Source organism: Parageobacillus sp. VR-IP, from assembly GCF_013357975.1.
In the GTDB taxonomy this organism is placed as follows: Bacteria; Bacillota; Bacilli; order Bacillales; family Anoxybacillaceae; genus Saccharococcus; species Saccharococcus caldoxylosilyticus.
This window is the reverse complement of the sequence record NZ_JABVYQ010000004.1, coordinates 149,469-163,028: the sequence shown is the minus strand read 5'-3', so window position 1 is coordinate 163,028 and position 13,560 is coordinate 149,469. Positions and strand designations below refer to the sequence as shown.

11 protein-coding genes are annotated in these 13,560 nt (G+C 45.0%); 1 reads left to right on the top strand and 10 read right to left on the bottom strand.

Annotated features, from left to right (window positions below):
* Window positions 1-10 precede the first annotated feature (10 nt).
* The 8 genes from polA to HT574_RS11400 all read right to left on the bottom strand — a co-directional run bounded on the left by polA (window position 11) and on the right by HT574_RS11400 (window position 10,014).
* Window positions 11-2,641 carry a DNA polymerase I gene (gene polA / locus HT574_RS11435; protein WP_175244705.1) on the bottom strand — a complete coding sequence of 877 codons (2,631 nt, stop codon included), beginning with the start codon at window positions 2,639-2,641 and terminating at the stop codon, window positions 11-13.
* Between the two features lie 87 nt (window positions 2,642-2,728).
* Window positions 2,729-4,483 (bottom strand): two-component system histidine kinase PnpS, encoded by a 1,755-nt coding sequence (gene pnpS, locus HT574_RS11430; protein ID WP_175244704.1) that lies wholly within the window; start codon window positions 4,481-4,483, stop codon window positions 2,729-2,731.
* On the bottom strand, window positions 4,476-5,183 hold the full coding sequence (locus HT574_RS11425; RefSeq protein WP_175244703.1) for a response regulator transcription factor: 708 nt from the start codon (window positions 5,181-5,183) through the stop codon (window positions 4,476-4,478). Before HT574_RS11425 ends, pnpS begins: the two co-directional genes overlap by 8 nt.
* Before the next feature lie 97 nt (window positions 5,184-5,280).
* Entirely contained in the window at window positions 5,281-5,748 is a 468-nt protein-coding gene (locus tag HT574_RS11420; RefSeq protein WP_017437246.1) for a MaoC/PaaZ C-terminal domain-containing protein, read from the bottom strand.
* Window positions 5,749-5,837: 89 nt separating this feature from the next.
* Entirely contained in the window at window positions 5,838-6,776 is a 939-nt protein-coding gene (gene mdh, locus HT574_RS11415; RefSeq protein WP_175244702.1) for a malate dehydrogenase, read from the bottom strand.
* A gap of 31 nt (window positions 6,777-6,807) precedes the next feature.
* Complete coding sequence (gene icd, locus HT574_RS11410; protein ID WP_017437248.1) at window positions 6,808-8,079, bottom strand: NADP-dependent isocitrate dehydrogenase; 1,272 nt, start codon at window positions 8,077-8,079, stop codon at window positions 6,808-6,810.
* Between the two features lie 77 nt (window positions 8,080-8,156).
* Window positions 8,157-9,275, bottom strand: a complete 1,119-nt coding sequence (gene citZ, locus HT574_RS11405) for a citrate synthase (protein ID WP_175244701.1) — start codon at window positions 9,273-9,275, stop codon at window positions 8,157-8,159.
* Between the two features lie 283 nt (window positions 9,276-9,558).
* Complete coding sequence (locus tag HT574_RS11400; protein ID WP_375154117.1) at window positions 9,559-10,014, bottom strand: DUF441 domain-containing protein; 456 nt, start codon at window positions 10,012-10,014, stop codon at window positions 9,559-9,561.
* A gap of 116 nt (window positions 10,015-10,130) precedes the next feature.
* Here HT574_RS11400 and ytvI point away from each other — a divergent pair, with 116 nt between their 5' ends.
* Window positions 10,131-11,249: a sporulation integral membrane protein YtvI gene (gene ytvI, locus HT574_RS11395; protein ID WP_175244699.1), complete on the top strand. Its 1,119-nt coding sequence runs from the start codon at window positions 10,131-10,133 to the stop codon at window positions 11,247-11,249.
* Between the two features lie 59 nt (window positions 11,250-11,308).
* Here ytvI and HT574_RS11390 read toward each other — a convergent pair whose 3' ends face one another.
* On the bottom strand, window positions 11,309-11,698 hold the full coding sequence (locus tag HT574_RS11390) for an FxsA family protein (RefSeq protein ID WP_175244698.1): 390 nt from the start codon (window positions 11,696-11,698) through the stop codon (window positions 11,309-11,311).
* Window positions 11,699-11,777: 79 nt separating this feature from the next.
* On the bottom strand, window positions 11,778-13,541 hold the full coding sequence (gene pyk / locus HT574_RS11385; protein ID WP_175244898.1) for a pyruvate kinase: 1,764 nt from the start codon (window positions 13,539-13,541) through the stop codon (window positions 11,778-11,780).
* Between the last annotated feature and the right edge of the window lie 19 nt (window positions 13,542-13,560).

Here is a 13,560-nt window from a genome sequence, read left to right as displayed (position 1 = left end):
TCCCTTCCTTTTACTTTGCGTCATACCATGTTGGTCCATAATGATAATCGACTTTAAGCGGCACTTTTAACTGTATCGCATTTTCCATCACTTCAGGAACAATTTGCTGCAGCCGCTTTACTTCTTCTTTCGGCGCTTCCAAAATCAATTCATCATGCACTTGCAGCAGCATCCGCGCTTTCAGCTTTTCTTGCTTTAGCCGATCCGCCAAATCAATCATCGCCTTTTTAATAATATCGGCGGCGCTTCCTTGAATCGGCGTATTCATCGCCGTCCGTTCGGCAAAGCTGCGCAGGTTGAAGTTGCGGCTCGTAATGTCCGGCAAATAGCGGCGGCGGTGCAACAGCGTCGTGACATATCCTTTTTGCTTCGCTTCTTGGACGATGTTTTCCATATACTGCTTAACGCCCGGAAAAATTTCAAAATACCGGCGGATAAATTCCGCTGCCTCTTTTCGTGGGATGTTTAAATTTTGTGACAGCCCGTAGTCGCTGATGCCGTAAACAATGCCGAAGTTCACCGCTTTCGCCTGCCTGCGCATGTTTGGCGTCACTTCATCGGCTGTGACGTGGAAAATATCCATCGCCGTTTTCGTATGAATATCTAAATCGTGGCGAAACGCATCGATTAAATTTTCATCATTGGCAATATGGGCAAGCACGCGCAGCTCAATTTGCGAATAATCGGCGGAAAAAATGACCCAATCCGGCTTGGACGGAACGAACGCCTGGCGAATTTTCCGCCCTTCCTCTAAACGGATCGGAATGTTTTGCAAGTTCGGCTCCGTGGAGCTTAGCCGCCCCGTTTGCGTCAGCGCCTGATTAAAAATGGTGTGCACTTTGTGGGTGTCGCAATGCACTACTTTTAGCAATCCTTCAATATAGGTCGACTGCAGTTTTCCTAACTGGCGGTAATGTAAAATTTTCTCGACAATTTCGTGCTGAGGCGCCAGCTTCTCCAATACATCCGCCGATGTGGAGTATCCGGTTTTTGTTTTTTTCAATACAGGCAGCTGCAGCTTTTCAAATAAAATAACCCCCAATTGTTTTGGCGAATTAATGTTAAACTCTTGTCCCGCCAGTTCGTAAATTTCCTGCTCCACGGCACGGAGCTGCTCGGTCAATTCTTCTCCCATCTCTTTTAAGCGCTCGACATCGACCTTTACGCCGGCAAATTCCATTTCAGCGAGAATCGAAGACAGCGGCAATTCCAAATCGGTAAATAAAGCGTATTGTTCATTTTCTTGCAAATCGTGTATAAACTCTTTTTCTAAAGCGCGGATGGCCGCCGCTTTGCGCACAAGATGCTCGGCCAGCGCCTTTTCTTCCGGCACGGTTTGTTTGGCGCCTTTGCCGTATACGGCTTCATCGGATTGCACAGCCATATATTGCTTCGTTTTTGCCACCGAAGCGACATCTTCCGTCGATTGCGATGGATTTAATAAATACGAGGCGATTAATAAATCAAACTCGATTCCACGCAGCTCAATGCCCTTCCATTTTAGCGCAACGATCGCCCGCTTTCCGTCAAAAACGCTTTTTTTCTTTGTTTCATCTTCGAGCCAGGCGGTAAACAACGGCGATGACAGGGCGGTATCGGTGCGGATAAAGAAGTGGCCGTGTTCATTCGCTAGCGCAAACCCTAAAATCGGCGCCTTATGATAATTGGATTCCAGCACTTCGACAACGAGCGCCGACCGATCGGCGAGCACCGACTCGCTTACTTCCTCGACGATCGTATAATCGATGTTTGGCAGTACCGCCTCTTCTTTTTTCGTTTGCGGAGCTACTTTGTCAAGAAGCGAATTAAACCCAAGCTCTTTAAATAAAGCGATGACTTTGTCAACATCTTGCCCGTGGTATTCGATATCCTCCAATGAGAGCTCGATCGGCGCATCGCGGGAAATGGTCGCCAGCTGCTTGCTCATCAGCGCCAAATCACGGTACTTCTCTAAATTCTCCTTTAGTTTGTTCCCATTGATTTGCTCGATGGATGCCAATATGTTTTCCACCGAACCGAATTGTTTTAACAGCTTTACCGCCGTTTTCTCGCCAATGCCAGGCACTCCTGGAATATTATCCGACTTGTCGCCCATTAATCCTTTTAAATCAATAATTTGTTCCGGCGTCAGTCCATATTTCTCCTGCACCGTTTCCGGCGTATACGATTCGACGTCAGTAATGCCTTTTTTTGTAATATCTACCGTCACATGATTAGAGGCAAGCTGCGTCAAATCGCGGTCGCCAGAGATGATTTTAACCTCAAATCCCTCTTTTTCGGCCTTTGCTGACAGCGTGCCGATAATATCGTCCGCTTCATAATTTTCCAACTCATAGGAGCAGATTTGGTATGCCTGAAGCAGCTCTCTAAGCAACGGAAATTGCTCCGATAATTCCGGTGGCGTTTGCTGCCGCCCTCCTTTATATTCGGTAAACGTTTTGTGGCGGAACGTCGTTTTCCCGGCATCAAAGGCAACAAGCATATGTGTCGGTTTTTCTTCTTCTAAAATTTTCATCAGCATCATCGTAAAACCATATACGGCATTCGTATGAATTCCTTTATCGTTATGTAAAAGCGGCAGCGCAAAAAAAGCGCGATAGGCAACGCTGTTTCCATCAATCAATACTAGCTTCTTTTTCAACGCATTCCCCTCCTCTAGCACTCTTGTTCCTATTGTACCATGATCCCATCTATAAATAAAAAAACGAGAACGTTTTTTCGTTCTCGTTTACTTTTGGAATCGCTTTGGAAAATGCACCGTAAATGTCGTACCGTGCCCGACTTTGCTTGTGACCGTAATATAGCCGTGGTGCGCTTCCACTAAATGTTTGACAATCGCCAGTCCTAAACCCGTTCCGCCCGAGTTGCGGCTACGCGCTTTATCGACTCGATAAAAGCGTTCGAAAATGCGCGGAATCTCTTCTTGTTCAATGCCAATGCCTGTATCTTTAACGTGAAGAAGAATCTCCTTCGCTTGTTCCTCAATGACGATCTCTACTTTTCCACCCTTTGGCGTATACGTTAACGCGTTTGTAATCAAATTAATGCAAATTTGTTTAAGACGGTTGACGTCCCCTTTTATATATGCCGCAGCAGGCGCATGCCAATAAAAATGAATGCCTTTTTCTTCCGCTTTGCGTTGAAAGATAGCGGCAGCTTCCTTTAACACCGCTACTAAATCGACCGTTTCCATCTGAAGCTGAAACCCGTGCTGCTCGATTTTCGATAAATCAAGCAACTCTTGCACTAATGTCTGCAGACGTTCGCTTTCTTTTAAAATAATTGACAAAAAGTGCTGCAACGCCTGCTCATCTTTCATCGCCCCATCCAGCAGCGTTTCGGCAAATCCTTTAATCGAGGTAATCGGCGTTTTTAACTCATGAGAAACGTTTGCGACAAAATCTTTGCGGATTTGTTCCAGCCTTTTTAGCTCGGTAATATCATGGAAAACGAGCACAATGCCTTGCCATTCGTCATTCGTGCCGATAATCGGAGCGCCGTACACTTCAAAATGCTTTCGTTCGATGCCAATCGTCAATAACAACTGTTTGCGAATGTTTGTTTCTTTAATAAAAATGTCGTCTACAAGTTGTACAATTTCTTTATGAATAAATGCTTCCGTATACGGCCGGTACAAATAATCGGATGGTTGAATATGAAAGCATTCCTTAAAGGCACGGTTAATTAAATTAATGTAGCCGCGGCTGTCAATTAAAATAAGCCCGCTTCCGACATTTTCGATCAGTGTATGAAGGCGGTCGGTTTGCATTTCCCGAGATTTGCTGATTTCCTGCAAATTGCGGGCAAGCCGGTTAATGGATTGAACGAGCATCCCCGCTTCATTGTATTCCCCGTTTGGCACCCTTGCTTCATAATTTCCTTTCGCCAGCTCAACAGCTACTTCTGTTGCCGCTTCGATCGGCTTCATATATTGATTGGTAATTTTTAACCCAAGCAAAATAATGACAATCAAAGAGGTGCCCAGACTGCTGACCAATACTCCCCAAATTTGCTGGTTCACCTTTTTCAACGAATTGGTCGGAGAGCTTAAAATGACGTATCCTGCGTTTTTCCCTTCCTTTGTGTAAGAAACAATATAATAATACACATCATTCGTTTTTTCGATAATCGAAAATTGGTGAAAATGTTTTTTGTGTAAAATGTCGCGAATAATCCGCTCATGAGTTTGATCGCTAATATTGGCAACGTGCCCGGTGTCAAACACCACTTTTTCCTTGCGGTTTAATATCGTGATGCGTGAGGACAGCTCCTCGCTCATTTCTTGTAAGTCAGGGCGAATTTGCGCCAGTGATTCGTTTTTCAACAAAATGGCAACTGCTTTTGCTTCTTTTTCCAACCGTTTATTCATCGTTTCCACATAAAAGTCTTTAAATAATTGCCCAAGCAATAGTCCAAGACATATCAATACCGTGACAATCAATGTCACCAGCCAGAACAACAGACGTGTGCGGAAGCTAGTCATTCCGTTTTGGCCCCTCTAATTTATATCCAAGTCCCCGTATCGTTTTAATATATAAAGGTTTTTTCGTATCATGTTCAATTTTTTCCCGCAAATGGCTGATATGAACATCGACAATACGAGTATCGCCGGCAAAATCATAATTCCATACCGCGCTAAGCAGTTGATCTCTCGTCAACACCCTGCCTTTATGTTTGACTAGATAAAGAAGCAGTTCAAATTCTTTCGGAGTAAGCTCGAGCTGTTTTCCGGCAAAATATGCTTCATAACTGTCTGGGAAAATTTCCAAGTCACCAATGACGATTCGCTCCTCGCTTTCCTCGGCTAGATTGGAAAGCTGCGTGCGCCGCAAGATCGCTTTCACCCGCGCGATGACTTCACGGGGGCTAAACGGCTTGGTCATGTAGTCATCCGCACCAAGTTCGAGCCCGAGCACTTTGTCGAATTCGTCGTCTTTCGCCGTCAACATTAAAATCGGTGTCATCACTTTTTGCTGGCGCAATTGTTTGCACACTTCGACCCCATCGAGCTTTGGAAGCATCAAGTCTAAAATGATTAACGCCGGCTGTTCATCGGCTACTTTCTCGATCGCTTCCTCACCATCGTTTGCCGTCACGACCGTAAATCCTGCTTGTTCCAAATTGTATGTTAATAGCGTGACAATCGATTGTTCGTCGTCGACAACTAACACTTTTTTGCCCATCCTTCTCCTCCGCTCTGCTATTTTAGAATCAAGTTTGTCCATGTTTATCATACCATAAAACTAAAAAAAACCGCCTTGCGAAACAGGCGGTTTTTGCTCAAAAATTTTCTAACACCCGGCCATCAAGCGGAGATAAAACATACGGCGGACAGACGGACAGCGTTCCTTCGAGTACTTTGTCTTCGTCCCGCGTCGCTTGCACAGAAATTGTAATCCTATGATGATCCTCATTTACTTCTGTCACTTCAAACAGAAACTGCAATTGCTCGTAATGATAAACCGGCTTCAGAAAATGAATTTCCTGTTTGGTAATATGGCTTCCAGGGCCCGGCAAATATTTCGAAATGGCGGAAGTAATCATTCCCGTTAACATTACTGCCGGAACAATCGGCTTTTTCAGCGGCGTCTGGGAAGCGTAATCGTGCTGGATGTATAGCGGATTGGCATCATCCGTCAGTCCAAGATAAAGCAGCAAATCTTTATCTTCAATTTTCGCGTTGATTACTAGTTTTTCCCCGACCGAAATTTCCGATATATTTCTCCCAAGTTTGCGCTTTTTCAGCATGTCAAACACCCCTTTGTTTTAGAAAACGCTTTCAATAAATAGGTGACAAAAATTCGGGATGATTCCCGAATTTTTGTCTTTGCCACTATTTATTCTAATACGCGCATGACGTTTTTCACGGATTCGACCGATTTGGCAAGCGCTGCTTTCTCTTCCTCCGTCAATTCTAGTTCGATCACTTTTTCGATTCCATTACCGCCTAAAATCGTCGGTACCCCTAAATAAATGCCTTCGTAGCCGTATTCACCTTCGAGATAAGCAATTGCCGGAAGAATGCGGCGTTGGTCTTTAATGATCGCTTCCACCATTTCGGCAAGTGAAGCAGCCGGTGCATAATAAGCACTGCCGTTGCCAAGCAAGTTCACTATTTCGCCGCCGCCTTTGCGGGTACGTTCGACAATCGCATCAAGGCGGTCTTTCGGAATTAATTTTTCAAGCGGAATGCCGCCGGCATAGGAATAACGAACAAGAGGCACCATATCGTCGCCATGTCCCCCCAGCACAAAGCCGGTGACATCTTTTACAGAAATGTTTAATTCCTGTGCGACAAACGTGCGGAAACGGGCGGTATCCAATACGCCAGATTGACCGATGACGCGGTTTTTCGGGAATCCCGATTCTTTAAATACCGTGTAAGTCATCGCATCAACAGGGTTCGTCAAGACGATAATGTAACAGTTCGGCGAATATTTGACCACTTCTTTTGTTACTTGTTTCATAATTTTTTGGTTGGTGGTGACAAGGTCGTCGCGGCTCATGCCTGGTTTGCGCGCAATGCCTGCCGTAATGATCACGACATCAGAATCAGCAGTGTCTTCATAGTTGGAAGTGCCGATAATGTTTGCGTCAAACCCTAGCACCGGGCTTGATTCGAGCATATCGAGCGCTTTTCCTTTTGTCGGATTTTCCAACTGCGGAATATCGACAAGGACGATATCTCCTAATTCTTTTTGGGCTAAAATAAATGCAGTCGTTGCACCTGTAAATCCTGCACCGATCACTGAGATTTTTTTACGTCTCATTGCCATATTCCCCCATCCTCCCTCTTATGTGTTATTGTTATTCCATATTGCGAATAAGCGCATCAGCAAATTCAGAGCATTTTACTTCCGTTGCATCGTCCATGAGACGGGCAAAATCATAGGTAACGATTTTGGCCGCGATCGTTTTTTCCATCGCCTCAACAATCAATTTAGCCGCTTCATTCCAGCCGAGATGTTCAAACATCATCACGCCGGATAAAATGACCGATGACGGATTCACTTTATCCAAACCGGCGTATTTTGGAGCTGTTCCGTGCGTCGCTTCAAAAATGGCATGTCCTGTTTCATAGTTGATGTTTGCCCCTGGCGCGATGCCGATGCCGCCGACTTGTGCCGCTAACGCGTCGGAGATGTAGTCGCCGTTTAAGTTCATCGTTGCAATCACATCAAATTCACGCGGGCGCGTTAAAATTTGCTGCAAGAAAATGTCGGCAATGACGTCTTTAATAATGATCTTTCCGGATTGTTCCGCTTCGGCAAGCGCTTGGTTTGCCGCTTCTTTTCCTTCCGCTTCGACAATGCGGTCATATTGCGCCCATGTAAATACTTTGTCGCCAAATTCTTCTTCTGCTAATTCATAGCCCCAGTTTTTAAATGCACCTTCCGTAAATTTCATAATGTTTCCTTTATGGACAAGCGTCACCGATTTCCGTCCATGCTTAATCGCATAATTGATCGCAGCGCGCACTAACCGTTTTGTTCCTTGTTCGGAAATTGGCTTGATGCCGATGCCCGATGTTTCCGGGAAGCGAATTTTACGGACGCCCATTTCATTTTGCAAGAAATCAATCACTTTTTTCACTTCCGGCGTTCCTTTGGCATATTCGATCCCTGCGTAAATATCTTCGGTGTTTTCACGGAAAATCACCATGTCCGTATCTTCTGGGCGTTTGACCGGAGAAGGCACGCCTTTAAAATAACGGACAGGGCGCAAGCACACAAATAAATCCAACTCTTGGCGAAGCGCCACATTTAAAGAGCGAATTCCTCCACCGACCGGAGTCGTTAACGGACCTTTAATCGCAATTATGTATTCACGAATCGTATCGAGCGTTTCTTGCGGAAGCCACTCCCCAGTCAGCTTATACGCTTTTTCCCCGGCAAGTACTTCTTTCCAAACAATTTTTTTCTCGCCTTTATACGCTTTTTCTACCGCGGCTTCTAACACGCGGGATGCCGCTGCCCAAATGTCCGGGCCTGTCCCATCCCCTTCAATGAATGGAATAATCGGATTGTTTGGTACATTCAACACACCATTTGTTACTGTAATTTTTTCCCCTTGCGTCACGGTCAAAACCTCCAACTATAGTTTTTTATGAAAAAGGTGAGAAAGGCAACTTGTTTCTCACCTTATTGCCAACATCATTAGCCGCGCTGTTCTATCGGCACGTATACCCGTTTTGACGGGCCGGTATATTCCGCCCGCGGGCGAATGAGGCGGTTATTATCGTATTGTTCTAAAATATGTGCAAGCCATCCCGACATCCGGCTTACCGCAAAGATAGGCGTAAATAAATCATGGTCAATGCCTAAACAATGGTAAACCGATGCCGAATAGAAGTCAACGTTTGGCGGCAGCGATTTCTCAGAAGTCACAATGTCTTCGATTTTTGTCGACATTTCATACCAATGCGGTTCGCCCACTAGTTTCGTTAGTTTTTCTGACATTTTTTTCAAATGCTTCGCGCGCGGATCGCCTTTACGGTAAACGCGATGGCCAAAGCCCATGATTTTTTCTTTGTTTTCCAGTTTCCGGCGAATATACGGTTCAACATTCTCCACTGTTCCAATTTCCGTTAGCATTTTCATCACCGCTTCGTTTGCCCCGCCATGAAGCGGACCCTTGAGCGCGCCGATCGCTGCTGTGATGCCGGAGTAGATGTCAGATAATGTTGCCACACAAACGCGCGCCGTAAAAGTAGAGGCGTTTAATTCATGGTCAGCATGCAATACAAGCGCTTTATTAAACGCTTCCACTGCAATTTCGTTTGGCTCTTTTCCCGTTAACATGTAAAGGAAGTTGGCTGCAAATCCTAAATCTTTTCTTGGTTCGACAGGTTCTAGTCCTTTACGGACGCGGGCAAACGCTGTTACAATGGTCGGAACTTTCGCTTGCAGACGAATCGCTTTACGATAATTTGCTTCTTTTGTCATCACATCGGCTTCTTCATCGTAAAGCCCCAACATCGAAATTGCCGTCCTTAATGCAGCCATCGGATGGACTTTATCAATTGGATACATTTTAAAATGTTCAATAATCTCTTTTGGAATGGCAGCATTTTCGGCTAACTGTTGCTTTAGTTCTTCCAACTGTTCTTTTGTCGGAAGTTCACGATGCCAAAGCAAATAAACTACTTCTTCAAAGGAAGCGTTTTCTGCCAAATCATCGATATTGTAGCCTACATAGGCTAGGGTGTCATCAATAATCGAACTGATGTTTGATGTAGTGGCGACAACCCCTTCCAGACCGCGCGTAACTGTCATCGTAATCTCCCCTTCTCTTTAAAATGATTACCTTCCCCCGCGGTATGCGGCAAGAGAGTGAGCGCTTGCTCGAAACCAGGACAAAAAATGACGCCGAAAGTGCTTACATTCTACTGCAATTATGTATTGCCACCTTTCCGCTAGAATAGAAGGTGACAATTGAAATAACTGTTTATATTATAAACAATTATCTGACTTTTGTCATCTATCAATGACGAAAGCCGCAAAACCCCGCATCGGCCTTTATCCGTCAAAAACCGCTCATTCCTTCAAATCATTGCTGTCAAAAATATTCTATCATTTTCATAATCATATAAGCAATTCCAGCACCGATAAGCGGGCCGACGGCAACACCGTGAAAGAGCGATACAGCAATAATCGTTCCTAATACAAGCGCGGCAGTCATATGGGGATCGGTCGATAATAACATAACTCCTCCTTTTGCAATTAAAGCTACAAAAATTCCCGATAAAAGTGCAATCCAAGCCGACAATGACTGCAAAGAAGCAGTGAGTTGCTTAAAGCCGATCTCTCCTGTGGCAATCGGTGCCAACACGGCAATTGTAATAATGGTTATCCCCCAATTAATCCCTTTGGCGTGGATCGCGGGAATCCATTTTTCTTCCATCCCAATCATTTTAATAATAAGCAGTACCGCCACCGCAATCATTAACGATTGATTTTTGGCAATAAAACCGATAAAAAATAAAATAAGCAAAAACAATACTGACTCGCTCATCATTGATTCTTCCTTTCTTCATTCATTTCACACTTTCCAACATGAAACCTTGCCCTTTGCTTATACGTAAGCAAACATGTAATATATAAATATGGAAAATTTATGGAGGTGAAACATTGTCCCGCCATCACGTATATAGCTTTCTTCGTTTTTTGTTTGTCATCGCCGTCACCATTCTCGGAGCGATTGCTCTTTATTATGTATCCACCGTTACATATCCGTTTATCATCGCGTTTTTTATTGCCTTTTTAATTAACCCGCTCGTCGACTTTCTAGAACGAAAGGCCAAGATGCCAAGATGGCTGGCGGTGATCGTGACATTGGTCGTATTATTTGCGGTCGTGGCCGGTTTGGTGACGCTTTTGATTGCCGAAATCGTTTCGGGAACGCAGTACTTAGCCCATATCGTACCGGAAAAATTCCAAGCATTAGTTTCCTATATCGAAATGTTTTTTGCCCAGCAAATTATTCCTCTTTATCAAGATTTGGCGGTCTTATTTAAAAATTTGGACGCTGATCAGCAGGATACGATTATGAATAATATTCAGGCCGTAGGCACGCAAATCGCCACCACCGTTGGACAGTTTATTCAGCACGTGCTGCAAAACATCCCACAGCTGCTCGCTTGGCTTCCGAATGCGGCTACCGTTTTTATTTTTTCACTGCTGGCTACGTTTTTTATTAGCAAAGACTGGCGTCGGCTTACAGGCATCGCCCAAACGCTTTTACCGGCAAAAGCGCACAAGAGCGGAAAAACGGTATTTCGTGATTTAAAGAAGGCCTTGTTCGGCTTTATTAAAGCGCAAGCGACACTGATTTCCATCACAACGGTCATCGTTTTAATCGGATTGCTGATTCTCCGCGTCGATTATGCGATTACGATCGCCCTTATTATCGGGCTTGTCGATATTTTGCCGTATTTAGGAACGGGTATTGTCTTTGTTCCGTGGATTATTTATACGGCCGTAAGCGGAAATATTCCGTTTGCTATCGGTCTAGGCGTGCTTTATATCGTCGTTCTTGTCCAGCGGCAAATTATGGAGCCAAAAGTGCTTTCCTCATCGATCGGCCTTGATCCGCTCGCTACGTTAGTAGCATTATTTGTCGGATTTAAATTAATTGGCTTTCTCGGATTAATTATAGGGCCAGTTGTGCTTGTCATCATCCGAACGCTGCACAGCGCCAACGTGTTCCGCGATATTTGGAATTTTATTATCGGAAAATCTACGCCATAACCGCCAAAATGAACGCGAAAGAGAAAGAGCCTTTCAAATATAGTGGAAAGGCTCTTTCCTTATCGATATAAATAAAAAAACATTTTCGTGTGAAAGAGAGATTTCAGCCAACGGGCGATATACGGTTTCATCAGCGCGCGCGTAAAAGGAAGAAGAAGAAACACCCCAAGTATATCGGTAAAAAAACCTGGTGTTAACAACAGCACTCCGCCAATGAACACGCAAATTCCATCAAGAATCGCGCCGCTCGGAAGGCGTCCGTATGACATCTCCCGTCTTGCTTTTTCGATCACTGCCAGTCCTTGTTGTTTGACAAGCCATATTCCTATCATTCCCGTCAGCATAATTAAGGCAAGTGTGGACCATATCCCGATCAATTTGCCGGAAAGAATAAACAGAGCGATCTCCAAGACCGGAATCACGATAAATATCCCGATGACCCATTTCATGCTTCTCCATCTACCTTTCGAAAGAAAAATAAAAACAGAGAAATGATTTCTCTGTTTTTATTATATCTTATAACATATCTTATAACACGCTCGCATGTCCTTGATAAACCGCACCGAATCCTGCGTCCACCGTAATTTCCTGTCCATCTTTTAAAATCGCTGTTGCATTTTCTACACCGACAATGACCGGAATGCCAAGGCTTAGACCAACGACGGCGGCGTGGCTCGTTAATCCGCCTTCTTCGGTAATGATGGCCGCCGCTTTTTCTAGCGCCGCCATCATGTCTGCATCGGTACTGTTCGTTACTAAAATCCCGCCTTCTACCATTTTTTGGACCGCTTCTTCTGCCGTTTTTGCAATTACCGCTTTTCCAAAAGCCGATTTGCGGCCGATGCCTTGTCCTTTTGCAATAATGTCGCCGATCACATGCACTTTCATCAAGTTCGTCGACCCTGTTTCTCCAACTGGAACTCCCGCAGTGATGACGACTAAATCACCGTGTTTGACTATTCCTGATTCTATTGCAGCATCAACGGCAATATCAAGCATTTCGTCCGTTGTTTTCGCTTGTGGCGCCACTTGCGAATATACTCCCCAGACAAGCGCTAATTTGCGTGATACGGATTCACTGGAAGTAACCGCGACAATCGGGGCTTTCGGACGATACTTCGATATCATATACGCCGTTTTTCCGCTGACAGTTGGCGTGACAATCGCCGCCACGTCTAAGTTTAGCGCCGTATGCGCCACCGATTGCCCTATCGCATCGGTAATCGTCGTCGCGCTTTCTCTTGTCCGCTGTCCTAATATGTCGCGGTATTGCAGCGCTTGTTCGGTGCGCAACGCAATTCGATGCATCGTTTTTACCGCTTCAACTGGATAATGCCCTGCCGCCGTTTCCCCAGATAGCATCACCGCATCGGTGCCGTCAAAAATCGCGTTGGCGACATCGCTTGCTTCTGCTCTCGTAGGTCTCGGGTTGCGCTGCATCGAATCGAGCATTTGTGTCGCTGTAATAACCGGTTTGCCAAGCATGTTGCATTTTTTAATGAGCACTTTTTGGATCAATGGCACTTCTTCTGCCGGGATTTCAACGCCAAGGTCGCCGCGCGCCACCATCAGACCATCAGCAACTTCCAAAATTTCATCAATATTATCTACGCCTTCTTGATTTTCGATTTTGGCGATGATTTGAATATGTAGCGCGTCATTTTCTTCGAGCACCTCGCGAATCTCCAATACGTCGGAAGCTCTCCGAACGAAAGAAGCGGCGATAAAATCAATTCCTTGTTCGATGCCGAATAAAATATCTTGGCGGTCTTTGGCTGTAATCCCTGGCAGGTTGACGCGAACGCCCGGTACATTAACTCCTTTTTTATTTTTCAAGACGCCTCCATTGAGCACTCTCGTGACAATTTCGCGCGCTTGTTTATCAATAGAAACAACTTCCAAGCCAATTAACCCATCATCTAAAAGAATTTTGGAGCCAGGAACGACATCGTCAATAAGCCCTTCATAGGTCACCGAGATTTTCCCCGGCGTTCCGAGGACTTCCTTCATCGAAATAACAAGCTGCGATCCTTCTTTTAATTCGATGGAACCATTTTCCATGTCATGCGTGCGAATTTCCGGCCCCTTCGTATCTAACAAAATCGCCACCTTTTTTCCCGTTCGCTTCGCTGCTTCACGAATGTTTTGAATGCGCCGACCATGTTCCATATGGTCGCCGTGCGAAAAATTTAAACGCGCGACATTCATCCCCGCTTCGATCAATTGCACGAGCTTATCCACACTCTCACTGGCAGGACCGATCGTACAGACGATTTTTGTTTTCCTCATCATCATTTCTTCTTCCTTTCCA

What these genes read in the sequence shown, in the direction of transcription:
- HT574_RS11390 (WP_175244698.1), bottom strand. Translation starts at nt 11,698, where the DNA reads ATGAAATGGGTCATCGGGATATTTATCGTGATTCCGGTCTTGGAGATC.
- HT574_RS11400 (WP_375154117.1), bottom strand. Translation starts at nt 10,014, where the DNA reads ATGAGCGAGTCAGTATTGTTTTTGCTTATTTTATTTTTTATCGGTTTT.
- pyk (WP_175244898.1), bottom strand. Translation starts at nt 13,541, where the DNA reads ATGATGAGGAAAACAAAAATCGTCTGTACGATCGGTCCTGCCAGTGAG.
- HT574_RS11420 (WP_017437246.1), bottom strand. Translation starts at nt 5,748, where the DNA reads ATGCTGAAAAAGCGCAAACTTGGGAGAAATATATCGGAAATTTCGGTC.
- HT574_RS11425 (WP_175244703.1), bottom strand. Translation starts at nt 5,183, where the DNA reads ATGGGCAAAAAAGTGTTAGTTGTCGACGACGAACAATCGATTGTCACG.
- pnpS (WP_175244704.1), bottom strand. Translation starts at nt 4,483, where the DNA reads ATGACTAGCTTCCGCACACGTCTGTTGTTCTGGCTGGTGACATTGATT.
- citZ (WP_175244701.1), bottom strand. Translation starts at nt 9,275, where the DNA reads ATGACAGTTACGCGCGGTCTGGAAGGGGTTGTCGCCACTACATCAAAC.
- mdh (WP_175244702.1), bottom strand. Translation starts at nt 6,776, where the DNA reads ATGGCAATGAGACGTAAAAAAATCTCAGTGATCGGTGCAGGATTTACA.